Annotated in this window: 14 protein-coding genes and 2 pseudogenes; 12 read left to right on the top strand and 4 right to left on the bottom strand. The window is 63.3% G+C overall.

Annotation, left to right across the window (positions count from 1 at the left end; genetic code table 11):
- The first annotated feature begins 245 nt into the window (after nt 1-245).
- The 8 genes from BMZ57_RS17275 (at nt 246) to BMZ57_RS17240 (ending at nt 8266) form a co-directional block, all read left to right on the top strand.
- Nucleotides 246-1901: a GH3 family acyl-acid amido synthetase gene (locus BMZ57_RS17275; RefSeq protein WP_010210563.1), complete on the top strand. Its 1656-nt coding sequence runs from the start codon at nt 246-248 to the stop codon at nt 1899-1901.
- A gap of 15 nt (nt 1902-1916) precedes the next feature.
- On the top strand, nt 1917-2795 hold the full coding sequence (locus BMZ57_RS17270) for an alpha/beta hydrolase (protein ID WP_021492013.1): 879 nt from the start codon (nt 1917-1919) through the stop codon (nt 2793-2795).
- Entirely contained in the window at nt 2782-3975 is a 1194-nt protein-coding gene (locus BMZ57_RS17265) for an enolase C-terminal domain-like protein (RefSeq protein WP_069673080.1), read from the top strand. Before BMZ57_RS17270 ends, BMZ57_RS17265 begins: the two co-directional genes overlap by 14 nt.
- Nucleotides 3972-5693 carry a thiamine pyrophosphate-binding protein gene (locus BMZ57_RS17260; protein WP_069673081.1) on the top strand — a complete coding sequence of 574 codons (1722 nt, stop codon included), beginning with the start codon at nt 3972-3974 and terminating at the stop codon, nt 5691-5693. The genes BMZ57_RS17265 and BMZ57_RS17260 overlap by 4 nt, the downstream gene beginning before the upstream one ends.
- A 9-nt stretch (nt 5694-5702) precedes the next feature.
- A complete protein-coding gene (locus BMZ57_RS17255; protein WP_010210568.1) occupies nt 5703-6575 on the top strand; it encodes a sugar transporter in 873 nt (290 codons plus the stop codon).
- The gene (locus tag BMZ57_RS17250) at nt 6568-6888 is read left to right on the top strand and encodes a Dabb family protein (protein ID WP_010210569.1); all 321 of its coding nucleotides are present in this window, start codon (nt 6568-6570) and stop codon (nt 6886-6888) included. The genes BMZ57_RS17255 and BMZ57_RS17250 overlap by 8 nt, the downstream gene beginning before the upstream one ends.
- Nucleotides 6875-7585: an SDR family oxidoreductase gene (locus tag BMZ57_RS17245; protein WP_021492009.1), complete on the top strand. Its 711-nt coding sequence runs from the start codon at nt 6875-6877 to the stop codon at nt 7583-7585. Before BMZ57_RS17250 ends, BMZ57_RS17245 begins: the two co-directional genes overlap by 14 nt.
- Nucleotides 7586-7693: 108 nt before the next feature.
- Nucleotides 7694-8266 (top strand): TetR/AcrR family transcriptional regulator, encoded by a 573-nt coding sequence (locus BMZ57_RS17240; RefSeq protein ID WP_010210571.1) that lies wholly within the window; start codon nt 7694-7696, stop codon nt 8264-8266.
- Between the two features lie 128 nt (nt 8267-8394).
- Here the strand turns inward: BMZ57_RS17240 and BMZ57_RS17235 are convergent, their stop codons facing one another.
- Nucleotides 8395-9285, bottom strand: a complete 891-nt coding sequence (locus BMZ57_RS17235; RefSeq protein ID WP_082001435.1) for a helix-turn-helix domain-containing protein — start codon at nt 9283-9285, stop codon at nt 8395-8397.
- Nucleotides 9286-9615: 330 nt separating this feature from the next.
- On the opposite strand from BMZ57_RS17235, the gene BMZ57_RS17230 reads away from it, so the two are divergent.
- Nucleotides 9616-11670 carry a TonB-dependent receptor gene (locus BMZ57_RS17230; RefSeq protein ID WP_083266260.1) on the top strand — a complete coding sequence of 685 codons (2055 nt, stop codon included), beginning with the start codon at nt 9616-9618 and terminating at the stop codon, nt 11668-11670.
- Nucleotides 11671-11794: 124 nt separating this feature from the next.
- Here BMZ57_RS17230 and BMZ57_RS17225 read toward each other — a convergent pair whose 3' ends face one another.
- From BMZ57_RS17225 to BMZ57_RS17215, 3 genes are read right to left on the bottom strand one after another with little or no spacing between them, the layout of a single operon-like run.
- Nucleotides 11795-13942 (bottom strand): TonB-dependent receptor, encoded by a 2148-nt coding sequence (locus BMZ57_RS17225; protein WP_069673084.1) that lies wholly within the window; start codon nt 13940-13942, stop codon nt 11795-11797.
- Between the two features lie 33 nt (nt 13943-13975).
- Entirely contained in the window at nt 13976-17029 is a 3054-nt protein-coding gene (locus BMZ57_RS17220; protein WP_044287158.1) for an ABC-2 transporter permease, read from the bottom strand.
- The gene (locus tag BMZ57_RS17215) at nt 17026-17910 is read right to left on the bottom strand and encodes an ABC transporter ATP-binding protein (protein WP_069673085.1); all 885 of its coding nucleotides are present in this window, start codon (nt 17908-17910) and stop codon (nt 17026-17028) included. The genes BMZ57_RS17220 and BMZ57_RS17215 overlap by 4 nt, the downstream gene beginning before the upstream one ends.
- 295 nt (nt 17911-18205) lie before the next feature.
- Between BMZ57_RS17215 and BMZ57_RS17210 the strand changes: the two are divergent.
- The 3 genes and pseudogenes from BMZ57_RS17210 to BMZ57_RS30195 form a co-directional block, all read left to right on the top strand.
- Nucleotides 18206-22534 (top strand): annotated as a pseudogene (locus tag BMZ57_RS17210) (non-ribosomal peptide synthetase); the annotation flags it as partial.
- A 24-nt stretch (nt 22535-22558) separates the two neighbouring features.
- A pseudogene (locus tag BMZ57_RS30200) lies at nt 22559-24088 on the top strand (amino acid adenylation domain-containing protein); the annotation flags it as partial.
- Nucleotides 24065-24625, top strand: a complete 561-nt coding sequence (locus BMZ57_RS30195; RefSeq protein WP_437438498.1) for a phosphopantetheine-binding protein — start codon at nt 24065-24067, stop codon at nt 24623-24625. The pseudogene BMZ57_RS30200 and the gene BMZ57_RS30195, both read left to right, overlap by 24 nt.

The raw sequence follows: 24625 nt of genomic DNA, 5'->3' as shown, positions 1-24625 counted from the left end.
TGTTTCTAAATATTTTGTTTTATTTCGGGTTCGAATGTCCTTATCAAGAGCCACGAACATGAAAAATAACTATATAAATCAATTTATTAATGCCTCATAACCGATCTTAAAATTTTATTCCGCCAAAACCAAATGATTGGATCCAATAACCAGAAACATATTGACACATATATTTTGAGCGTCTAAACACTCTCAACAGAGACATCACGGTCTCTTTTTCTTTCCACAAGATCGAGGACGAACGCATGGGCAAGATGGACTCTTGGATCGGCCATTGGCAGCGCGGGGTGCCGACCTTCAAAGCGGAATGCGCCCAAGCGCAAGCGAACTATTTGGAAAGGCTCGACAAGCCCCTAAAGACCCAGGAACACGTGCTCGAAGACATCATTCACGTGTGCCAGAAGTCGTTGTTTTGGAAAGAAAACGGTTTTCAGGTCAGCCACTGCAACGGCAGGATCACCCGCACCAACATCCCGGTCATGACCTATGAAGGGTTCCGCGACATCCTGGTGCGTGAAGGCCAGCAAAAAGGCGGAATACTCAGTTGCAGCCCGGTGGTGCGCTGGCTCAAGACCAGCGGTACCACCGGGCAATCCAAGCGCATTCCCTACACGCTGCACTGGATTCGCCAGTACCGGGTGCCGGCCATCAAGGCCATGTGGGGGTTCTTTGCCCATGACTACCCGGCCCTGCACGCAAATCCGTGGGCCACACTGGACACGCAAACCGTTCGAGACCCAAGCAACGAGTACGTTGAAGGTTTGCCCTACCAGGCGATCAGCAACCGCCACCCGCAGATCGGCAGCGGCGACTGGAACCCGCCCTGGTATGAAGCGCCCTGGTTTACGCCGACGCCGGATGCCAGCCATGAGCAGAAGATGTATGCACGGCTGCTGTGGACACTGGGTGAGGACGTCAGATTACTCACGGCCATCAACCCCAGCACTCTGCTCTCCCTGCACCATTGCCTGCTGGAAAACCGTGAACGCCTGCTGCGCGACCTGCACGACGGCGCCCATGCCGGCAGCCTCATGCGGGCAGCTGACCCTGCGGCTGCGCACCGGCTGGAGAGTGTGTTGGCCCGCGACGGGGTGTCACTGCCGGATGTATGGCCGGGGCTGGAGCGCTTCAGTTGCTGGACTGCAGCGTCGGCCAAGCTCTACAAGCCCCAATTGGAGCGAATCATGGGGCAGGCCAAGGTGCTGCCATTCATGTCATGCGGCACCGAAGGCGTGGTGACCCTGCCCGTGGATGACGATCAGGACAGCCAGCCGTTGGCGGTTGATCAGGCGTTTTTCGAGTTCATTCCCGTATCAGTGGATATGGATGCGCTGATACGTGATCAGGTGCAGCCGCAGACCGTGTCTCTGGATCAGCTCAAGGAAGGCGACGAATACCACCTGGTCATGTGGCAGGGCAACGGGATGGTGCGCATGTACACCGGCGATATCTATCGCGTGCACGGCTATTACCGAGGCGTGCCGCGTATCAGTTTCAGCCGGCGTAATGGGGTGATGCATTCTTTCACCGGCGAAAAGATCACCGAGACCCAACTGCACGAAGCGGTGCAGATGTGTGGCATCCCCAATGCCGGGCTTTACCTGTGCGCCCCGGTCTGGAACGAAACGCCCTATTACGCCGTGGCCATCGAGGCGGCAGGCGCGCCTTGCGGTGAGTCGGAGCGCCTCAGTCAGTTACTCGATGGGCATCTGCAGGCGATCAATATCGAGTACGAGTCCAAGCGTTCCAGCAAGCGCCTGGGACAAATCAAGGTCATCACTGTGCCTGGCAACGCGATCTCCATGGCGATCGAACAGGAAAAAGCCGCCAGGAAAACCCTGCAGATCAAGTACAAGCCCTTCCAACCCGACCTGTCCCTGCTGGGCATCCAGCAACTCTGATCTTGAGAGGCACTCATGAACATGCACTTGTTTCAGCACAACATTGCGCGTGAAGTCCACTACCTGGCTCAGGCAGACCGGCGGATGGCCCTGCATGCCTGGCGCCCGCAGCAGCCGCAAGGCGCCATCCTGTATTTTCATGGGCTGCAAAGCCACGCCGGTTGGTTGTGGTCGGTAGGTAATGCATTCGCCAACCTGGGCATCGCGTTCTACGCCCTGGACCGCGAAGGGTGCGGTATCAGCAGCGGTCAGAAACATGGGTTCCCGGACGTGCGTACGTTGCACACGGATGCCTCGGCCGCCATCGAACACATTCGTCGCGAAGTGCCCGACGATGTGCCGCTTTGCCTGTTCGGGCACTGCCTGGGCGGATCGGTGCTGGCCGCCATCGCAAGCAGCCCCCGCGCCGAGCTGCCCTATGACAATCTCGTCATCTGTTCGGCCTGGCTGGGCAAAATGCATGACCGGCTCAGTGAACAGGAGCGCGCCGACATCGATCTGGACGACAGGCAGACGCTGTGGGATGCGGGGCTCAACCCGGACGACTTCACCGCCAACCCGAATCTGGCCGAATTCATCCGCAACGACACGCTGGCCACCACTCATTTGCAACATCGAGAGCGGAAAAAATTGCTGGCGCTGGAAAAGGTCTACCTGGCGGCCGATGCCCGACCCATCGACGCCCCCAGCCTGTTTATCTGCGCCAACAAAGACCCGCTGGTGGATGTGAACGCCACCGTTGGTCACTTCCAGCGCCTGTGCCGCAACGGCTCTACCCTGCTGGTCAATCAGGACAAGCACTACCTGTTTTTCACCCCCGCGATGGGCCAGGTGGTGCAGTTCACCGCAGATTTCGTCAAGGCCAACGGACGCTACGCCTATGACGCCGCCTGAGGTCTACCTGGTACGCCAGCCCATGGCCAACCCGTTCGTGCATGGCGCCCACCAACGCCACACTTCAGACAGTGTGGTGCTCAGCTGGACGCTCGGCGCCTTTACAGGGATCGGTGAATGCGCGCCGCGCCGCTACGTGACAAGCGAAGACTGCGAGTCGGTGCTGACCCAACTGCGCAGCCTTGACTTCGCGCACTTGGCAAAAGCATTGGCCAGCGGCGACCCGGTCGACCGGGGGCGCGCACTATATGAACATGGCCTGCCATTCGAGGCCAGTGAGAACCTGGGTAACAACACGCAGTGCGTGGTGGAAATGGCGGTACTCGACTCGCTGGCCCAACAGGCCGGCCTGCCATTGTCCACCTACCTGCTGCGCATCACCGAGGCCGTTGCGACGGCACGCCGCACCGTGCCCGCGCACATCAACATCACCCAGGTACTCGACCTGTCGCAACCGGTTCAGGCGTTCCTTGAACAGCGCAAACCGTTGCGCTCGCTCAAGCTCAAACTGGCCGGTGATCCGCACGCCAACCAACAACGTCTGGAAACCATCCGGGCACTGGCGCCGCCCCTGGCGTTGTACGTCGACCCGAACATGAGTTGGTCGGCCGAACAACTCCACGGCAGCGCGCGACAGTTTCATGCACTGGGTGTCGCGCTGTTCGAGGAACCCTTGCCGCCCGGCAGCCTGGAGGATTACCGCCAGGCGAGGCTCAAGCATGGCGTGGCAATCATGCTCGACGAGTCGGTCACCTCAGCGTCCAGCCTGGCGCGGGCGTGGCAACACCAGGCGCTGGATGCGGTGAACCTTCGGATCGCCAAATGCGGTGGGCTGTTGGCCAGTGCGCGAATGATCGAGCAGTGCCACGCGTGGGGGCTGCCCGTTTACCTTGGCGTGCAAGTTGCCGAAGTCGGACCGCTGATCGCCGCGCACCGTGCGCTGCTCACGGCCTACGAGGGTTTTATCGGCGTGGAAGCCGGGCAACACGATCGTTTTTTCCACACCGACCTGCTCGAACCGATGCCAGCCATTGATAGAGATCACAACGCCATTCACTTGCCCGTTCCGACGCGAACAGGCCTTGGCTGCCGCCTGACGTCCCATGTGCAGCCCTACCACTGTGCAACCGGTGTCGACAGACACCCCAACGAATCTCTTCACATGGAGCGTGCACGATGAAGTATTTCTCCGATCTGCTTGTCGATCTTCTGATCAACCAGGGCATTGAGTACGTCTGCTTCAACCCCGGCGCGTCATTTCGCGGCATTCATGACTCGCTGGTGCATCACCCCGACCCGGCCGTACCGGCCATCCTGATGTGCTGCCACGAGGAAATTTCGGTAGCAATGGCCCACGGTTATTACAAGGCCAGCGGCAAGCATATGGCGGTGCTGGTACATGCCAATATCGGCTTGCAGCACGCGAGCATGGCCATCTTCAACGCCTGGTGCGATCGGGTCCCGCTGTTGGTGCTCGGCGGCAACGGGCCGATCGACGCCGCACTGCGTCGCCCCTGGATCGACTGGATCCACACGTCCCAGGGCATCGACAAGTTGCTCTCGGGTTACACCAAATGGACCGATATGCCGGTCTCCCAAGCCGCCACGCTGGAATCGGTGCAACGGGCGCTCAAGCTGTGCGCGGCCGAACCTCACGCCCCTTGTTATGTCGCCATCGACAGTGCAGTTCAAGAAGAGTCACTGGCGCCGGGGCTCTTGCTGCCATCCGGCGCGGTACGCCCGGAACGCCTGCCGGCACTGGACGATGAGCAACTGAACGAACTGGTGGACCGCATGCTGGCGGCACATCACCCCGTGATCGCGATTGATTACGCCGCACTGGACGATGAGCAGGCCGAGCAAATGCTGAGGCTCGCCACCCTCACAGGCGCGGCGGTGATTTCACGTAACGGCCGCTACAACGTGCCCAATACCCATCCGCTGGTGTTCCAGGACCACGATGCACAACTGATGAGCGAGTGCGACTTTCTGCTGGCCTTGGAAGTCCAGGATCTTTATGGGCTGATCGCCAACTCCGGACAGCAACCCCACGCTGGTCTTTACATCGCGACCCTGGGCACCCACTCGCTGTTGATCAGCAGTTGGGTGGCCGACAGCCAGAAGCTGGTGTGCGCCGACCTGGCGCTGCACGCCAATGTGGCGGCCTCCATTACGCGTATCGCACAGGCGGCGCAGGCGTTGGCGGCGTCGCGCACTCACACGGCACAGACGTTGGTCGATGAGCGCACCCAGCGCATTGCGGCCCACAAGCAGGCGCGTCGCCAGGCGCTGCTGGCGCAAGTCACCCAACCCGCCGACGGCTTGACCATCGCCCAGGCGCTGATCGCTATCCACGAAGCCATCGGCCATGAACGTTGGGTACTCACCAACACTGGCAGCGTGACAATCGACACCCTGGTGCGTGGGCTCTGGCCCATCGAGCGCAGTGAAGCGTATATCGGCATGAGCGGCGGCGCCGGGCTGGGTTACGGCCTGGGCGCAGCCATCGGTGCGGCCGTCGCCCACAAAGGCAGCGGCCGGCTGTGCGTCAATCTGCAATCGGATGGCGACCTGCTCTATACCCCAAGCGCCTTGTGGACCTTGTCCGCCTACGACATTCCCCTGCTGGTGCTGGTGATCAACAACCGTCTCTACCTCAATTCCAAGCAGCACGCCGAACGGATTGCCGACCTGCGTCAACGGCCCAGCGACCTGTCCAATCTGGCGACCAGCTTTCATGAGAACGAGGTGGACTTCGTCGCCCTGGCGAAAACCTTTGACCTCTATAGCCCTGGCAGTGCCGAGACACCGGCGCAGATCGGGGAAAAGATCTGCGACTGCCTGTCCTACATGCGCACCTACGGCAAGCCTGCCCTGCTCGAAATCAAGACCCTCTAGGAGCTTCCCATGTCGATCATTTTCGAATGCGCGCGGGATGGCCAGCGCTACGTCACCCGCCCCAGCTCCACCGGGCCCTACACCCTTTATCCGGTGAGCGACCTGTACACGCTGCTGCGCGACACACCGGCGGGCGAATACCCCGGCGGGCCGCTGGAATACCTGCACGAGCACAGCCCTGCGCCGTTGACCGTTGCGGACCTTGCCGGCTTCGAGCTGCTGCCCTGCCTGCAACCGCCCGACCCACGCCAAGGCATGGTGTGCGGCTTTGGCCTGACCCATCAGAGCAAAGTCGCGGAACCACCGCAACACGGCGAGCGCCCGGCCTTCTTTATCAAGGGCTTTGCCGATTCCCTCAAGCGCAGCGGCGACGTACTGCGCATGAACCGCGGCGCACTCTCGGCATGCGAAGAAGCTGAAGTGGTAGCGCTGTTTCTGGTGGCCGATAACAGTCGCCCGACCTATATCGGCTACACCTTCGGCAACGACCTGACCGATATCGCCCTGGCCAAATCCAAGCGCAACTACCTGGCCTACGCCAAGTTACAACCCAGCGCCATCTCCCACCTGCTCTACCGCCAGCCCCTGCCCGAACTGATACAGGGCAAGACATCCATCTACCGCGCGGGCGACCTGCACTGGGAGCAAGGCTTCAGCACCGGCCTGTCGTGCCTGTGCTATGACGCCGACGAGCTGTTCGAAACCCTTTGGCAGCACCCGTCGCTGCGCCTGCCCGGCACGCTGATCTACCTGTACCTGGGCGCCGATCGTAACAGCGCCGATGCCGGTATCCACCTTAGCCACGGCGATACCGTGGTGTGCGATTTCGACAACGGCCCGCGCCTGAGCAACTTGATCGAATGGGAGAACGTTCATGTTTAAACGCATTGTTTTGCTCAAAAGCCCTGACGCGGCCGCCGTATCCACGCTGCTGCAGGAACTGCACGCATTTCCCGGCCAGGTGCCAGGCTTGGTAGCGGTGGAGGTGATCGCAGACAGCGGCGAGCGGTCACTGGGCTTCGACCAGGGTTTTATCCTCACGTTTACCGACGAGTCGGTACTCCCCGGCTGGCGGGAACATCCGCTGCACGCGGGTTTCCGCCCCAGGTTGCGCGCGTTGTGCCAGATGTTGATTTTCGATTACCCGCACCCTGCGCCCGCACACCAGAAGGAAGACCACTATGCCTACGTTTGAACCCACTACTGAGGTGTTGGTCATCGGCGGCTCTGCCGGGATCGGTTTTGCAATCGCCAAACTGTTCCACCAGCAAGGAGCGAGAGTCACCTTGGCCGGGCGCAGTACGACGCGGTTGCATCGCGCTGCGCACGACATCGGCCCGAACGTGGCAACCGAGGCACTGGACGTTACGCAACCGGCGCAGCTGGAGGATTTTTTCTCCCGGCCGACGCGCTGGAAGCATATTGTCGTCACCGCCGCCTCGCTGACCTTCGGCCCACTGCGTAGCGTTTCTCTGGAGGATGCCCAGCGCATCTTCGACAGCAAGTTCTGGGCGGCTTATCACATTGCCCGGCTCGCCACCTTTGACGAGCACAGCTCGCTCACGCTGGTCTCCGGGCGCTTTGCCCAGCGCGCCGGTGCGCAAACTGCGCTGATCAGCGCAGTCAATGCCGGCATCGAGGGGCTGGCACGTGGGCTGGCCAGCGAACTCTCACCGGTGCGGGTCAACGTGCTCTCACCGGGCTTTGTCGACACTGGCATGCATCCCGAAGCCCTGGTAGAAAAAATGCGCCAGCGCAGCCAAGCACTGCCGGTCAAGCGCATCGCGCTTCCTGAGGATATCGCCTCGGCCGCCCTGTTGCTGGCGACCAACTCAATGATCAGCGGCACCGTACTGGCCGTGGATGGCGGCGATACGGTGACACTGACCTGAGGTTTGCGACGCATGGGCGAAATACTGAATCAAGACTGAGATAGACTGGTCTATATCAGAATGTTACGGTTTTCGCCCATTTCTACTGCCCGAGCCTGGAGTTCCGAGTTGTCTGTATCGAAAAAGCAGCATGTCGTCGACACTGCTACCAGCCTGTTTTCCCAATACGGTTTTCACCCCGTGGGCGTCGACTGGATCATTGAAGCCTCTGGCGTCGCCAGGATGACGATGTACCGTAATTTCGCGGGTAAAGAAGACTTAGTCAAAACCGTGCTGTTACAGCGCTCGGATCATCTGCTCAAGCAATTGAAGATGCGCATGGACGAAAAGCCCAGTCTGGAAGAGAAGATCATCTCGATCTTTGATTGGCGAGGTCAGTGGTTCTGCTCGACCAGCTTCGCAGGCTGTTTGTTCGGCCGAGCGGTGGCCGAATTCCCGGACCGCTCGGATATCCGAGAGATCGCCCTCGATTACAAGCGCAAGCTGCATGGACTTGTAGAAGACGAAATAACCCGCCACTACCCCCAAGAGACCGCCACGACACTCGCGACCTACATCATTATGCTGCTGGACGGGGCGACGGTGAGTGCCCATGCGTTCAGTGGAAGTCACTATGCGAGTGATGCATGCGATGCGGCGCTAATGTTGCTCCGATTTAACGTAGGCAAGCAAATTCGCTGAACGGCTCGTTGCCCGCTAGGGCGGCACCAATCCATTGCGCTCAATAAGCGGGGGCCGTCAAATTCCCCCGGTACTTCGGGGCTGGCGCAGGCTATTAAACCTATCGCGATAGCCGCTATTGAAACGGTCTATGAAGCATTAATCCCAAATGATTTGCTTCTGCCGCCGTTCTTGAAAGTCGACGGGTTGATTCCAAACTGCTTGCGAAACGCCGTCGCAAAATGACTCGCGTTGGCGTACCCCAGGTCCGAGGCAATGCGCATCACGGATTCATCACCGCTCATCAAGCGGCTGCGTGCCTGAATCATTCGTGCTTGCTGAAACACGCCGTAGACGCTGTTGAAAAACAGTTGGCGAAACCCGCGTGTCAGCTTGGGTTGGCTCAACCCGGACTCACGCGCCAACTCCGACAGGCTCGGCGCCTTGCCCAGGTCTTCGAGCAGACGCTCACGGGCACGCACCAACCTTTGACGGTCGGTGTTACTGACGCGACAGGTGCATTCAGCGTCCTGGCGCACCTCAAGGAACAAACTCACCAGCGTAACGCTCTGCCCGTAGAGCCATAGACTGCTGCGCGGCTGGACGGGTGACAGTCCGGCCCCCTGATCCATAGCGCTGCCGAGCAGGTGCGCAGTCGCGCTCATTTCGCCACTGCGGTGTCCATCGAGGAAGCATTGGTCACAGGCCAGCGCTTTGTTCAACAGCGGATCGAGTTTCAACTCCCATTGCTCAAGCACTTCAGGACGAATCATCACGGTGATGTTATCGATCTCGCCATGCTGGTGATACAGACCATGGCGGCAACGCCCGAAGCTGATGCTGCCGGCGCCCTCGTCAATTGCATAGCGCCGTTGCCGACGCCCCTCCTGAAAGCTGCACGAGGCTTTACCCTTGAGCAGGTTGGTGAAACTGAAATGGATGCAATCACTGTCGTCTTGCAAGGGCAATTCGATCGGCTGTTCGAACGTACTTTGCCAACGCACGATGTCCAGCCCGTCCTGCAGCGACACGCGGGTCACGCGACAGTGCGCCCCTGGTCCGAGGTCGCTTCCATATCCTCCCGTAATGATTCGCGAGACCGGCATCGGCTCCCCTGCGCCTCCTTGAACGGCTGACATCGTAAATCTCCTGGCTGACCGGATACGGCTCGAATCAGATCACATCGGGGTGGAATTACGCAATTGATAATTATTAGCATCTGGCGCGCTGCACAGGCTCCGCCAAATCGCCGCTGCCCCCCGCAACGCGCGCCGATCAGAATCTTCAGTCAAGGTCCCATCATGTCTGCACAATGCAACACGACGGCTACCCGCCAATTTTGCTACAAACGTAATACTATAACAATAGCCATGAGTTTGACATTGGCCAATTCGGCACTCGCCACCACCATCAGCGAGCCCGTGCAACTGCCGGCCTCGACGGTGACTGCGCGCATGGAGCAGGAAGACCCGAAGGAAGTGCCCATCAGCCTCAGCGTGATCAGCGGCGAGCAACTGCGCACCCAACGCCTCGACACCCTGGAGAGTGCCCTGCGCAACACTTCCGGAGTGAGCGTCAACTCCTCAGGAGGGCCGAATGACTTCAACGTACTGATCCGCGGCGTCGGTTCGCTGTACCAGATGTCGATGGATGACAGCTCGGTGGCATTCAATATCGACGGTGTGCCGGTGTCGTCGCGCAGCCTCGGTTTCGGCACCCTGGACGTCGATCGCATCGAAGTACTCAAGGGGCCCCAGGGCACGCTGTCCGGTGCGATTGGCCAGGCGGGCGCGGTCAATATCACCACGCATCAACCGACCCGCGAACTTGAAGGTTATGTGCGCGGCGAAGTCGGCCAGGAAGGCCAGTTCCTCACCGAAGGTGCCATCGGCGGGCCGATCAGCGACAGCCTCAGCGGTCGCCTGGCAGTGCGTCGTGCCGGCTATGACAGCTGGATCGACAACGACCAGACCAACCACCCCATCACCAAGCCGCGTAACGAAGCCTACCGAGGCAGCCTGCTCTGGGACCTCAACGATGACACCCATGTGCTGGTCAGCGCCGAACGCCAGAACACCGAGCGCGCCACCAACTCCCTGGTGTTGCGTACCTACGGCAGCGACCCCAGCCTGAACCTGACCCCCGGCCTGTTCGACGACAACTACAAGACCACCGAGCGCTACACCATCAAGGTCGATCATGATTTCGCCAACAGCCGCCTGACCTCCACCACCGCCACCGGCACCGCCGACTTCGAAGGCCTGATCGCCTACGACAGCAAACTCATGGGCGCCCTGTACGGCACCCCCAGCGAGTTTTGGGTGGTGGACAAATCCTTCGAGCGCAGTTGGAGCCAGGACCTGCACTTGAGTTCGCTGCCCGACTCCGAGGTGTTCTGGGTTGCGGGCCTCGCCGCCAGCCGCAACGAGCGCAGCTACGACACGCCGCGCAACACCTACGGCACCTCCGGCGCCAAGTACCGCGATTTCACCACCACCACCTACGCCGGATATGGCGAAATGACCTTCCCCCTCACCGAGCGCTTGAAACTCACCACCGGCTACCGCCACTCCTGGGACCGCAAGACCTACGACGGCCAATACTTCTCCGGCAGCAGTGCAGTGCAGGACTCACGCAAGCTGACCGACGACTACGGCACCGGCCGCGTTGCCCTGAGCTACGCCCTCACGCCGCAAACCAACGTCTACGTGCAACTGGCGCGGGGCTATAAATCCGGTGGTTTCAATGACTACGCCTCGCAGGTCACCGACAGCGAACCCTACAAGGCCGCCGTCAGCAAAGCCGCGGAACTGGGCTTCAAGAGTGAAACTGAAGACCGTCGCGGCAGCCTTAACGGTGCGCTGTTCTTCACCCGCGTGCACGACGACCACCTGCTCGGCTACGACGCGGCGACCTTCGCCACCAATGCCTTCAACGCCGACACCCGCACCCGCGGCGCCGAATTGGAGGGCAGCTGGCGCTTCGACTACGGCCTGACCCTGGCCGCCAGCGCCACCTACCTCGATGCCAAGATCACCAGCGGCGTGCAAGGCATCCAGGCTGGTGACGTCGCGGCCGGCAACCGCACTCCGGATGTCCCGCGCTGGAGCGGCAACTTCAACGCCAGCTGGAAACACCCACTGGGCACCTTCGCCAGCCTCGGCGAAACCACCCTCAACACCAGCCTCAACTACCACTTGATGGGCGAACGCGCGGCCGACCCGCAAAACCACTTCAACCTGGACAACTACGAGAAACTCGACCTGCGCGCCGGCCTGGAAGGCAAGTTCGGCGAAGTCTATGCCTTCGCCGACAACCTGCTGAACCAGACCTACGACACCTACGGTTTCTACAGTGACCCGGTGGCCTACGGTGCACCGGCACGCCGCCGAACCTTGGGCGTCGGCTACACCTACACGTTCTGACCCTCCCCCCTGTCGGCGCGAGCTTGCCCGCGAAAAACGTCAACGCTAACCGAGCAACCTGATTTAACGCGGCACCGGGACGCTCTTTCGCGAGAAAGCTCGCTCTTACAGGGGCAGATGTGGGTCAGAACTGGTAGCTATACCCCACGCCCGCCGAACGCCCACGCCCTGGCATGCCCGTTAGTACCTGGTCAGTGGAGTACGAGCCGTACAGGTCGTAGCGCGCATCCAGGAGGTTGTCGGCCCACAGGTAGACCTCCGAACCGCCACTCTCCAGGCCCAGGTGCAGGTCCAGCTTGGCGTAGCCCTTGAGGTCGTAGTGGTTCTGCGGGTCGGCCGGGCGGTTTTTCTGTACGCGGTAATTGAGCAAGGTGTTCAGGCGTGGCGCCGGTAACCCGAGCAACGCCCCCAGGTTCTTCTGCCAGGCGACGCTGAAATTACCGCTCCACAGCGGCACATCCGGCACGCGACTGCCCGCCGCCACGTCACCGCCGGAAACACCCGGCGCATCCGACGTCACCACTGCATTGGTGTAGCTCACGGCACTGCCCAAGGTCAGCTCATCGGTGACGTGCCAGGTAGTCGACAACTCGGCGCCCTTGCTGCGGGTGTCGGCATTCACCGCGCTGACCGCCAGGGTGTTGAAATCGTAGCCCAGCAGGTGGTCGTCCTGTACGCGGGTGATGAACAACGCCCCTTCCAGGCTCAGGTCGCCCCCGGCACTTTCATGCTTGAAACCCAACTCGGCGGAATTTACCTTGGCCGCCTTGTAAGGTTCGCTGTCCTTGACCGACGTGGCGTAATCGTTGAACCCCGCCGACTTGTAGCCCCGCGACAGCACCGCATACACATTGGTCTGCGGCGTCAGCGCGTAGCTCAACGCCACGCGCCCGGTGCTGTAATTGTCCTGCAAACGCCGGCTGTCGCTGACCAGCGCGCCGCCAGTGGAGTAATCGCCACCATAGGTCTTGCGGTCCCACGTATGACGCAGGCCGGTGGTAAGTTTCCAGTCTTCGGCAATTGGGTACGTCACCTCACCATAGGCCGCGTAACTGTTGGTGCTGAAGTCGCGCAACTGCTGCGCGCCGCTGGTGAGATTGTTGGAGTCGAAACTGCGCTCGGAGCGCGACAAGTTGAGCCCCGTCACCCAAAACACATCGGCATCCGCCAGCGACCCCAGGCGCAGGTCCTGGCTCCATACCCGCTCATGGGCCGAGTCTTCGATCAGGTATTCGAACGCAGAACCGTACAACGCCCGCGTGATGTTGCGATCGTAGCCCTTGACCGCATTGAAATCGGTGCTGGTGTAGGCACTGATCGAGGTGATGCGCGACTGCGCCAGGTCGTGGTTGAGTTCGAAGGAGTAACGCTCATTGGTCTTCTGGTTGCCATCGAATGTGCCGGGCGTGTAGTCCAGGCTCGGGCGATTGCCAAACGGGCGTAGCAGCTCCAGGCCCGCATAGTGCTCGGCGCGCTGGCGCTCGGCGGTCAGCAAGCCGGTGGTACCCTGGTCGTTATCCCACAGCAGGCTGCCGCGCAGCGCCAGGTCTCGGGGTTTGGTCAGCGGGTCGCCGTTCTGTTGATCATCGACCCAGTTATCAAAGCCGCTGCGACGCAAGGCGATACGCCCCGCCAGCGAGTCGGTCAACGGCCCGCCCACGGCGCCTTCGGTCATGAACTGGCCTTGGTTACCCACTTCGCCACGCACATACCCCTCCAGCTCGCGCGTCGGCTTACGGGTGGTCACGTTGATCGCGCCCGCCTCGCTGTTGCGCCCCAGCAACGTGCCCTGGGGGCCTTTGAGCACCTCCACCTGCTGCACGTCGAGGGTGGCCAGCGCCGCATTGCGCACTGACATCGGCACGCCGTCCACATTCAACACCACCGAGCCGTCATCCATGCTCATCTGGTTCAGTGACCCGACGCCACGGATACGCACATTGGCGTCATTCGCGCCGCCCCAGGAGTTCACCTCCACCCCCGGCGTGGTCCGCAGCGCGTCTTCCAGGGTACGCAGGCGCCGGGTCTCCAGGGTCTTCCCATCGATCACCGAGAGACCAAAGGGAATATCCTTGGCACTCTCCTGGCTCAACCGCGCGCTGACCGTCAGCGGAGCCAGTTCAATGGACTCCGCGGGGGCCTCCGGCTGATAGTCAGCGGCATAGGCCGTGCACATCTGGCTGGACAAACCCAGCGCCATGGCCTGGGTCAAGACGTTGGCCCGCCAGCCGAGGGGACGGCGCAGCGGCTGGATAAACAGAGCAGATGACATGGAAAAACTCCAAAAGGCAGGGATGATTCAAATTCATTGAGCAGGCCCCCAGCGCGTGAGCGCGGCGGCGATCGCTTGCGGATCAGGCGCGCCCAGCAGAGGCTGGATCGCGGCCGGCCATCCCTGGCCGTTTCGGATAGCGGCAGTCATTGCCTTCAGTTGTTCGGGGCTTTGCGCAGCGGTCCATCCCAGGCTCGCCAGCACTGCATAAGTGGCGGCCCAGCCGTGTTCGCGGGCATCGGCCAGGGTGCCGACGGGTTCGCCGTCATTGCCCAGCGCGCGGGTCAGGTCATCGTCCATGAGCTTCACCAGAACCGCGCGAGCCTCAGGGCCGTCCACATCCGCCACACACAGCAAAGCGATCGCACCTGCTACGCCCTGGCTCAACCACAAGTAACCCGGCACCTGGCGCAGGTCGCTGGCATCAACCAGCATCCGTCGGGCGAGCAGTTCGGCGATATGCGCACGGCGTGCCGAGCGCCCGACGCCGGCAGCAGCCGCGTCCCAATCTGGCGATTGGGCGAGCAACAGGTGACCGTGGCTCAAGCGACTGGCGCCCATGCCGGTCGGCCACAGGCTCACGTCATCCACCGCCGGGCGACTGCCCAGGCGTCGCGCCACACAAGCGCTCATCAGGTCCAGGTCTTCACGCACTTCAACGGCAGTTTGCTGGCGACTGGCATCCGCCCGTGCCTGCAGGCTGTAGGCAAAATCCATGGGCGCTGAGCTGTGACCGCTAAAGGCCTGCCCGTCGATCTCAACATGCCATTGCCAGTCGCCCGCCGGTGCAACGGCCTCCACGGCGACGGCGGAATTCGTCGCCAAGGTAGGCACTTCGGGCGTCAAATCGGCCTCGCTGCGCTGCACCGGCGCACGCAACAGCCGCTCGCTGTCCAGACCCAGGCGCGGCATCACGCGGCGTGCTTCCAGCCATACGCCGTGCGGCCCCAGCCAGTAGGCTTCGCCTTCCGACGGCCAGCCGTTGGCGCTGACAATCCAGTTCAGCTCCACACTGCAAGCGTTCGTCGTGCACTGTGCCAGGGGCACGCGCAGGTGTTCGGTGGCCTGCTCGAACGTGACCGGTTGCCCCATCACGCTGACCGCCGTCACCCGCAGGCCTGGGGGCAACTCGGCATCCAGTTGGCGGGCGACCATGGCGTCCAGCGTCCACTGGCCCTCGACTTGACGCGCGGTTGAATCGACGCGCAACTGCACACGCCCGCCCGCCACCTGCCAGGCAGCCGCGCCGGCCAGCCAGCGCTGTTCCCAGGCGGCGCGCTCGGCACGTTCCTCGGCCACCGATTGGTAGTCGCCCTGCTCCACCAGGTAACGCTGCAAAGCCACGCCACTGCCCAGCAAACCCAAGGCGCCCAGAGCCAACATGGCAAGCGGCAACGGCTGGCGCAAGTCAGCGAAACGGCGTCGCTCGGGACCACGTGGTAACACCAGCGCCGCCACGCCGACCATCACCACGCAACCCGCAAGTTTCCAGCCCGCCAAGGTGCCGAGATAGGGCAACCAGGGTGCCCAGCCGGTGAGCTGTGACAACGCCACATGGGCCGGTATCCCCATCGCATAGGCGGGATAGCTGACCAGCCCCAGTTCGTGGTTGAGCACCAGGAAAAACGTCAGCAGCATCGACATGGCGTAAGCCAGCCCCGAGCGACGTATCAACGCATGCACCAGCACCGTCAGCGTGGCCAGTTCCAGCAGCGGCGGCGCGAACACCAGCGCCTGGTAAATCAGCACAAAGCCCGGTGCCAGGCTGTCGGGCGCAGCGATGGCGCTGATCAGCAGGCTGGCAATGCCCGGCACCAGCGCCAGGGTCACGGTGGCCAACAACACACAGGCCGTGCGGCCGAACAACCGCAGCCAGGTTGGCGCGGGCGTGGCCTGCAACATGGCACCCAGGCCTTCGACGTCATCACGACGGCACACCAGGCCTACCAGCGCCGCGACGATAAACGCGATCACCAGGAACAACGCGCTCGACAACAGCGGCAGGGTCAGATCCGCCCGTGGCACCATCGGCCCGCGCGCATGCCACACGCCGTGGACAAAGCCGCTGAGCACGCCCATCACCAATAGCAAGCCGAGCGCCACCCACCAGATCCGCCGAGCAAACAACTGGCGTACCTGCCAGCGCGCTTCATGCCACACGGCGTGCGCCCAACAACTGGCCGCCAATGGACCCGGCAACTGCACGTCACTGCTGCGCAGCATCGGTGGTTCCGCCAGCACCGCGCCGCTGCGGCGCCCCATCAGGCCCTGGCGAGTGGTGCGCGCCAATACCACGGCGAGTACCAGCAGCGGCAACACACACCACAGCGCACGGTTGAGCCAAAACCCCGGCGTCAACGCCAGCAGCGCCTGGGACTTCTGCGCGGCGCTCCAGGTTTCGATCTGGGCCTGAGCAAAGGTAAACAGCGACGGGTCCAGGCTGGCCGCCAACAGCGGGTTGATATGCCCGCCTTTGAGCACCACCACCGCAAACATCCACAACAGCATCAATACCGTCGCCAGGCCAAATGGCGCGGCCAGGCCACGGCTGCGCAACGCCAGCAGGTAATACAATGCGCCGATCCCGGTGCTTACCGGCAACAGCAAGGCAATCCAGGCAAACCCCAGCGCCGACCACACCGGCGCACCGATACTCGCCGCCGGCACCCAGCCGAGCCAGCCCAATACCGGGCTGACCAGGAAGCCGACAATCAACGAGCTGGCGAGCAACCCGCCCACCAGCGCCGCGCCGATAAAACGCCCCCACAGCAAGGCCGGCAACGACAGTGGCAAGGTCAGCAGTACCTCTTCCAACTGCGCCTTGCGGTCGCGCAGGGCCGGCTGTGCAAACACCCAGGCCCAGGCAAAAAACAGAAAGAACATGCAGCCGCATGACATCAGGTAAATCAAGCTCGGCGCATTGCGGGCAATGTCGCTGGCGCCCATTTTCTGCACGTAGTCGGCATTTGTCAGGGACATCAGCAGGTAGCCGGTGAGGCCAAGAAACACCAGCAAGGGAATGCCGCTGCGCAGCCCGGCGCGGGCTTCCACCCAGGTTTCACGCAGCAGCAACGCGAAGGTATTCATGCGTCCACCGCCTCACCGGCCTGGGCCAGCGCCAGGTAATAGATATCTTCCAGGCGTGGCACGTGGGGGGTGAAGCGCGAGTCTGCCGGCCGCTCGCCATGCACGATCACGCGACTGCCTTCGGGGCTGGCGGCCACATGCAGGGCTGCGGGCAACGTTTCGCCGCGGCTGAATGGCGCTTCCCACAGTCGGCCCTGCTCGGCAGCGAGCAAATCGGCCGGTCGACCTTCGACAATAATCTGCCCGCCGGCCAACACTGCCAGGCGGCTGCACAGGTTCTCGACGTCTTCGACGATATGGGTCGAGAGCAGCACGATGGACTCGGCGGCGACATCCGCCAGTACCCGATGAAAACGGTTACGTTCGGCCGGATCGAGGCCGGCCGTGGGTTCGTCGACGATCAGCAAGCGCGGCGAACCCACCAGCGCCATGGCGATACCGAACCGGCGCAACATGCCCCCCGAATAGGTCGCCAGCGCACGGTGAGCGGCCTGCTGCAGGTTGACTTTATGCAGCAGAGCCTCGATTTCCTCGCGACGCTGGCGATTGTCGGTACGGCCCTTGAGCCAGGCGAAACGGTCGAGCAAATCCCGGGCACTCACGCCAGGGTACGCGCCCAATTGCTGCGGCAGGTAACCCAGACGGCGGCGTAGATGGTCGGGGCCGCGCAATACATCCACGCCGTCCAGGTGAATGCTGCCGGCGTCCGGCTGCTGCAGGGTCGCCAGGGTGCGCATCAGGCTGCTCTTGCCCGCGCCGTTGGGACCGAGCAAACCATACATGCCGGGGCTAACACTCAGGTCCACGCCACGTAGCGCTTCGACGCCATTGTTGTAGCGCTTGCGCAGGCCGCGCACCTGTAAACCTGAATCGACTGACATCCGCAACTCCATGAAGAGGCCCTGCAAAAGGGCGGCGAGCGACGGTAGTCAAGGGCGTGTGCCGGGCTCTACCCGATTCAAGTCATTTTCCAACCGCATCGCGCGACGTATTGGCGGCATGCCCCGCCGCTGCGCCCGCGCAATCCGCACTGGGCAAACGGATACGGGGCAAAAACGATTCGATCCGGGTAGTCGCCAAAATGAGAATGACTAGCATCTTCCCCCATGCATTTGCCTGCCCCCAGCGCCTGGGCCAACCCCGGTCCGGGCCCTAGCGATGAGAAGACGTTGAGCCATGGCCACTCCCAGCACCTCAACCGCAATACTGCTGCGCCAATCCCTGTCCGACGCCCTTGGACTGCCCGCCGACCAGGTGCCCCTGGAGGCCAACCTGATCGAATGGGGGCTGGATTCCGTCACCCTGATCCGCCTCGCCGGCCAATGGCGCCGCCAAGGCCTGGCCGCACGTTTCGCCGACCTGGTAGCGGACCCGCGCCTGTGTGCCTGGCTGGCCCTGCTTGACACAGCGCCCACAGCCACCGCGCCGATCAGCACCTCTATCGACGACAGCTTACCGTTCGAACTCGCGCCGATGCAGCACGCCTACTGGATCGGCCGCGCCCCCGGCCAACAGTTGGGTGGCGTGGCCGCGCACTTCTATAACGAGTTCGATGGCCAGGACGTTGACCCGATACGGTTGGAAGCGGCCGTACGTGCCCTGCTCGCGCGGCACCCGATGTTGCGGGCGCAGTTTCTCGATGACGGCCGCCAGCAGATCCTCGCGCACAGCCCGTGGCCAGGATTGACGGTGCATGACCTGCGCCAGGCCAGCGCCGAGCAGGTGCAGCAACGGTTGGCGGCCTTGCGCGCCGAGCTGTCCCACCGTCAGCTGGCCGTTGAACAAGGCCAGGTGCTGGATATCCAGCTATCGCTGTTGCCCAACGGCACCCGTCTGCACCTGAACCTCGACATGCTCGCCGCCGATGCCCTGAGCCTGCGCACTCTGCTCGGCGACCTGGTGCAGTTGTACCGCCAACACCCCCTGCCCGCGCTGGACTACAACTTTGCCCGCTACCTGGCCGACCTGCGCCAGGAACAGAACAGCGCCGAGCAGCGTGATCGCCACCAACAAGCGCGCGACTACTGGTTACAGCGCCTCGATCAATTGCCCGGTGCTCCGAGCCTACCGATCAAGCCCCAGGGCGATGACCGCCAGGTCTGCCGTCGTCACCATTGGCTGCCGCCGTCAGAACGCCAGGCATTCGAACGCCAGGCGCGGGAACACGGGCTCACGCCGGCCATGGCGCTGGCGGCGGTGTTCTGTGAGGCCCTTGGCGCCTGGTGCGATACACCCGAGTTATTGCTCAACCTGCCGCTGTTCAACCGCACACCGCTGCATGCCGACGTCGATCGTCTGGTCGGGGACTTCACTTCGTCGATCCTGCTGGCCTGGGACGGCCGGGTCGCCGGCACGTTTGCCGCACGCGCCACAGCCCTGCAACGGCGATTCCACAGCGACGTCGCACACAGTGCGTTTTCCGGCCTGGAGGTGTTGCGCGAACTGTCCCGCCAACGCGGTGAGCAAGTGCTGGCACCCGTGGTGTACACCAGCGCGCTGGGCTTGGGCGAGCTGTTCGCCGAGGGCGTACAAGCCAGTTTTGGCCAGCCGGCATGGATCATTTCCCAAGGCCCGCAGGTATGGCTCGATGCGCAAGTCACCGAGCTGGACGGCGGTATCCTGGTCAACCTCGATGCGCGTGAAGGGTTGTTCGCCGGCGGCGTGCTCGATGGCATGTTCAAGGCCTATACCGACCTGCTGCAACGCCTGTGTTTTGACCCCGCCAGCTGGCATCAGGCACCGCCAGCGCTGGTCCCCGCCGCGCAACTGGCAGTGCGCCAAGCCGTGCAAGGCCAACGTGTCGCCCTGCCCGTCAAGCGCCTGCATGAAGCGTTTTTTGCCCAGGCACGCCTGACGCCCACATTGCCCGCATTGCTGCAGGGCAACCCTCCCGTCATCAGCTATGGCGAGCTGGCAGAGCGTGCCCTGCAACTGGCGGCGTACCTGGAAGACCAAGGTATCCGGCGCGGCGATGTGGTGGCGCTGCAACTGCCCAAGGGGCCCGAACAGGTCATCGCGGTGCTGGGCATCCTCGCCTGCAGTGCCACGTACCTGCCGATCGGCATCGACCAGCCCGAGGCGCGTTGCCAGAAAATCTGTGACGGGTCGGGCGCGCGGTTACTGCTCAAGGCCCTGCCATCCGAGGGCCCCGCGCTGGAAGCCCCCCGGCCCGGCGCGATCAGCGACCTGGCCTATATCCTCTATACCTCCGGTTCCACCGGTGACCCCAAGGGCGTGGAAATCAGCCACCTGGCCGCAGCCAACACCCTGGACGACCTGCAACGGCGCCTGCAGTTGACCGCCGACGATCGCATTCTCGCGCTCTCTGCGCTGGAGTTCGACCTGTCGGTGTTCGACCTGTTTGCCGCGCTGTCCACCGGCGCGGCGGTGATTGGCATCGAGCCCGAAGCGCAGCGCGATGCCCTGCGCTGGCGTGAACTGGCCTTGCTGCACCACGCCAGCGTGCTCAACTGCGTACCGGCGCTGCTGGACATGTTGCTCGGTTGCGCAGCGGCCGACGCCCGCCTGCCGCTGCGTGCGGTGTTGCTGGGCGGTGACAAAGTCGCCCCGGACCTGGCGCCAAGATTGTGGGCTCAGGCGCCAGGCTGTCGCTTCATGGCCTTGGGCGGCGCCACCGAAGCGGCGATCCACTCGACGCTGTTCGAAGCCTTCCCCGACCAACCGCTGCAATGGCATTGCCTGCCCTACGGCAAACCGCTGGACAACGTCAGCCTGCGCATTGTCGACCACCAGGGTCATGACTGCCCGGACTGGGTGGCCGGGGAACTGTGGATCGGCGGCGCCGGGGTTGCCGAAGGGTATCGCGGCGACCGCGTGCGCAGCGCCGAGCGTTTTGTCGACTATCAAGGCCAGCGCTGGTACCGCACTGGCGACCGTGCACGCTACCACCCCGACGGCAATGTCGAATTCCTCGGGCGTACAGACTTCCAGCTCAAGCTGCACGGCTATCGCATCGAAGCTGGCGAAGTCGAACAGGCACTGCTGGCCTGCCCAGGCGTGGAGCACGCCGTCGTGCTGCTGGCCGGCCAGCAATTGGCGGCGGTTGTACGCCAGGCGCACGGCCCCGCGCAGCCTGCGCCCATTGACCTGCCGGGCCTGGCCGAGCGCCTGCCGGCGTATATGATTCCCACGTTCATCCTCGGCTGCGCGCAGTTGCCCTTGACCGGCAATGGTAAGGTCGACCGCAAGGCCCTACACGCCTGGCTCGCCCAGCACAGCCCGGCGCAGCAGGCCAACCTGACACCGCCCTGCGGCGTCATCGAACAACAGGTGGCCCGCGCTTGGCAGCAGCTGCTCGGCTGTAGCGAGGTGTGCCGCGAGCACAATTTCTTTGCCTTGGGCGGCGACTCCCTGAGCGCTACCCGCCTGGTGCGCCTGCTCGCCGAACACGGGTTGGGCGGTGCACGCATCGCCCAGGTGTTCGCCAAGCCGGTGTTGGCGCAGTTTTGTACCACTCTGCATCAACAGGTCCGGGCCGAATCCGCGCGCACCATTGTTGCAGACCTGGCTCAACGCCATGCGTCGTTCCCGATGACCGAGGTGCAACAGGCGTACTGGCTGGGCCGCGATCCCAGCCTGGTGTTGGGGGGCGTGAGTTGCCACTTCTACCGTGAATACGACGTCGAAGACCTCGACTTGCCGCGCCTGCAACGCGCCCTGCAGCGTCTGATCGAGCGCCACGAAATGCTGCGTGCCGTGTTCGATCACAGCGGCCAGGCGCGCATCCTGCAACAGGTGCCGGCCTTCGTGATCGGCCAGGGCCACGCCAGCCTCGACGACCTGCGCGAGCACTGTGCCCATCGCGTGTTCGACCCTCACCAATGGCCGCTATTCGACGTGCAAGCGGTTACCCATGGCCGGCATACACGCTTGGCGATCAGCCTGGACAACCTGATCCTCGATGCCCTGAGCATCCTGCGTTTCTACGCCGAACTCGATGCCTTGTACCGTGAGCCCGACATGGCGCTCGCCCCATTGGCTCTGTCGTTCCGCGATTACCAATTGCAGTGCGCCGCGGCGCCTGCCGAACTGCAAGCCGCGCAGCGCTTCTGGCAGGAACGTCTGCCGCAATTGCCACCCCACCCGCAATTGCCGCTGGCCGCCGACCCCGCCAGCCTCGGCCGGCCACGCTTTGAACGCCTGCAGGGGCAGATCGATGCCAGCGCCTGGCAAGCGATCCTGGCCAAGGCCCAGCAACAAGGGCTGACCGCCTCAGCGGTGCTGCTCTGTGCCTTTGCCGAAACCCTCGGCCGCTGGAGCGCACGCCCGGACCTAAGCCTGAACCTCACGCTGTTCGATCGCCGCCCCCTGCACCCACAGGTCGACCAAATAATGGGCGACTTTACCTCCCTGACCCTGCTCGGTTATGTGCCGGTGGCGGGTGAGCGTTGGGTCGACCGCGCACGGCGTACCCAGCAATCCCTGGGCGAGGCGCTGGAGCATCGCTGCGTGGGGTCGGTCAGCCTGCTGCGCCAACTGGCCCGTGGCAATGGCGAGCAACAGGTGAGCATGCCAGTGGTGTTCACCAGTGCCCTGGGCGTGCCGGATGGCACGGCGGCACCGGTGGATGGCCCGTTTGCCCGCCAGGTGTTCGGCCTGACACAAACCCCGCAAGTGTGGCTCGACCACCAGGTCGTCGAAGCGAACGGTGGTATCGCCCTGAACTGGGATCGTGTGGTCGGCCTGTTTCCCGAAGGCTTGGTCGAAACGATGTTCGCCGCTTACCTGCATAGCCTCAACTGGCTGGCCGAGCACGACTGGGACAGCGCTCCACCTGACCTGCTGCCCCAGGCCCAGGCGCAACGGCGTGCGCAGCTCAACGCTCCGGGCGACCGCGTGCCGGGCGACCCGACGCTGCACCAGGGCTTCTTTGAACAGGCGCGCCAGACTCCGCAAAGCCCGGCACTGTTATGGGGTGAACACGGCACGCTGAAGTACGGCGAACTGGCTGACCGTGCGTTGCGTATCGCCCACAGCCTGATGGATGCAGGCGTCGCACCCGGCGACCTGGTGGCCGTGTCCCTGGCCAAAGGGCCGCAGCAGGTCGCCTGCGTACTGGGCATTCTGGCGGCCGGCGCCGCGTACCTGCCGGTGGGTGTCGACCAGCCGTTGCAGCGCTGCCAGCGAATACTGCAACAGGCTGGCGTGACCCTGATGCTCGCCGAGCACGACCCGCAGCTGCCCGGCGTCAAACACCTCAAGCCATCCAGCGCGCTGAAAGCCGAACCGCTGGCGGCACCACGGCCTCTCGCGGCGGGTGAGCTGGCGTATGTGATCTACACCTCCGGCTCCACTGGCCAGCCCAAAGGTGTGGAAATCACACACCGTGCGGCGATGAATACCGTGGCCGACATCAACCGCCGTTATGACGTCCAGGCCACCGACCGGGGCCTCGCCCTGTCGGCGTTGGACTTCGATTTGTCGGTATACGACCTGTTCGGCCTGCTCTCGGTGGGCGGCGCCCTGGTGCTGATCGACGAAGACCAGCGCCGCGATGCACGGGCCTGGCTCAAGGCACTGCAACAGCACCGCGTGACCTTGTGGAACAGCGTGCCGGCGCTGCTCGACATGCTGCTGGAAGCCAACGCCAAAGACCGTCAGCGCCTGGATCTGAAGGTCGCGCTGCTGTCCGGCGACTGGATCGGCCTCGACCTGCCGCAACGCCTGCAAGACCAGGCCCCCAGTTGCCGTTTTATCGCCCTTGGCGGCGCGACCGAAGCGGCGATCTGGTCGAACCACTTCGAGGTGCAACCACCACTGCCGGGCTGGCGTTCGATCCCCTACGGCGTGCCGTTGACCAACCAGGCCTACCGGGTGGTCGATGCCCTGGGCCGTGACTGCCCGGACTGGGTCACGGGGGAATTGTGGATCGGCGGCGCCGGCGTCGCGCGCGGTTATCGCCACGCGCCGCAGTTGAATGCCGAACGTTTTGTCGACGGTTGGTACCGCACCGGTGACCTCGGCCGCTACCACCCTGATGGCCTGCTGGAGTTTCTCGGGCGGGCCGACAGTCAAGTGAAGATCGGTGGTCATCGCATCGAGCTGGGCGAGATCGAAGCCGCCTTGGCTCGCCATCCCTGTGTGAACAGCGCCGTGGCGCTGGTCGTCGACAACCGTCTGATGGCCGCTGTCACTGCCAGCACCTGCGCCGAGGTGCTGGCGCAACACCTGGAACAGTGCCTGCCGGCGTACATGCGCCCGGAACAGGTCCTGGTGCTTGAACGCCTGCCATTGAACAGCAACGGCAAGGTGGATCGCCGTGCACTGCTCGCCCCCTTGACCGCCGCTGCCCAGTCACGCGTGGCGCTGGATGAGCAACCGCTGAGCGCCGGCGAACACGTGATCGCCGAGCTCTGGCAGCACTTGCTCAAGGTGCCGAACGTATCGCGCCACGACAACTTTTTCCGCCTGGGTGGCGACAGCCTGCTGGCCACGCGTTTTCTCGAAATGCTGCGCAGCCGCCTTGGCGTGGAACTGCCCATGGGCCAGTTGTTCGGCGCCGCCAGCCTGCTGGAAGTGGCGCAGACCCTCGAACGCCTGCCCACCCCGCACACCCTTGAAGAAGGCGTCATCTGA

This window comes from Pseudomonas simiae, from assembly GCF_900111895.1.
Lineage (GTDB): Bacteria > Pseudomonadota > Gammaproteobacteria > Pseudomonadales > Pseudomonadaceae > Aquipseudomonas > Aquipseudomonas simiae.
This window is presented reverse-complemented; position numbering and strand designations above follow the sequence as displayed.